The sequence below is a fragment of the Brevibacillus soli genome (assembly GCF_044759095.2).
Classification (GTDB): Bacteria; Bacillota; Bacilli; order Brevibacillales; family Brevibacillaceae; genus JBIYSM02.
This window is the reverse complement of the sequence record NZ_JBIYSM020000099.1, coordinates 1-1,153: the sequence shown is the minus strand read 5'-3', so window position 1 is coordinate 1,153 and position 1,153 is coordinate 1. Positions and strand designations below refer to the sequence as shown.

5 tRNA genes are annotated in these 1,153 nt (G+C 53.0%); all 5 read right to left on the bottom strand.

From position 1 onward, the window contains the following. Positions 1–494 precede the first annotated feature (494 nt). The 5 genes from ACE99V_RS20285 to ACE99V_RS20265 all read right to left on the bottom strand — a co-directional run bounded on the left by ACE99V_RS20285 (position 495) and on the right by ACE99V_RS20265 (position 1,071). A tRNA-Gly gene (locus tag ACE99V_RS20285) sits at positions 495–568 on the bottom strand. A gap of 11 nt (positions 569–579) precedes the next feature. Then, positions 580–667 (bottom strand) — tRNA-Leu (locus tag ACE99V_RS20280). Between the two features lie 5 nt (positions 668–672). Next, a tRNA-Pro gene (locus ACE99V_RS20275) sits at positions 673–749 on the bottom strand. A gap of 6 nt (positions 750–755) precedes the next feature. Continuing rightward, a tRNA-Arg gene (locus ACE99V_RS20270) sits at positions 756–832 on the bottom strand. A 163-nt stretch (positions 833–995) separates the two neighbouring features. Continuing rightward, a tRNA-Gly gene (locus ACE99V_RS20265) sits at positions 996–1,071 on the bottom strand. Positions 1,072–1,153: the final 82 nt, after the last annotated feature.

Genomic DNA, 1,153 nt, shown 5'->3' with positions numbered 1-1,153 from the left:
GCTATTCTCACCCCACTCGGCGGTAGCTATCGCTGAGCCGAGTGGGGTCCCTTTTTTCGCCGGGCGGGGCCCCGAACCCTTTTCTAGCGGCTGTATGGGATGTCCAAATTTATAAAGTCTTATACACTAAAAAAAGCCTCCTGCGGAAGCAGGAGGCGAGGCAAGAGATCCGTTACCTGTTGGGTAAGCGATCTAGCCCTAACTCTACACGAAAACATATGTTTCTACCACCCATAACTTTTGACATAATTCGACAATATTTTGGCCGGAACCACGGTTCATGGAGTTCTTGATCATGAGAACCAGGAAGCCAGGTACCTGCATCAGGATCATCGCCGCGAATGTAAGAAAACCCAGCCGACTTAAGCGATCGCTGGTGTCGGCTGGGGCCCCGAACACTTCTCTAGTGGCTGTATTGGATGTCCAATTTTATAAATTCTTATACACTAAAAAAGGCAGAGTCCCGAAAAAGGGCTCTGCCTTGCTTTTATGTATGGAGCGGGTGATGGGAATCGAACCCACGCGACCAGCTTGGAAGGCTGGGGTTCTACCATTGAACTACACCCGCATGGCGGTTACTGGTGCCGAGGACCGGACTTGAACCGGTACGGGAGAAACTCCCGACAGATTTTAAGTCTGTTGCGTCTGCCTATTCCGCCACCCCGGCGAACATGGTCGGGAAGACAGGATTCGAACCTGCGACCCCTTGGTCCCAAGCCAAGTACTCTACCAAGCTGAGCTACTTCCCGACTGTATGGCGTGCCCTGAGAGATTCGAACTCCCGACCTTTTGATTCGTAGTCAAACGCTCTATCCGGCTGAGCTAAGGGCACGTATTCCTAATAAATGGAGCGGACGACGGGTCTCGCTTCCACTGGCGCTTCTGCGTCGAATAAACATCAGAGGCAAGCCAGATCTGAAGTACCCGAGCAATCCATCTCGGCTTTCCATCGAGGGTGAACCCGGAACGGGTAAGAGACCCTCCTGAAAAACAACTGGAGCGGACGACGGGTCTCGAACCCGCGACCTTCGCCTTGGCAAGGCGACGCTCTACCAATTGAGCTACGTCCGCAAAAAATGGTGCGGTCGAGAGGACTTGAACCTCCACGGTGTTGCCACCACTAGAACCTGAATCTAGCGCGTCTGCCAATTCC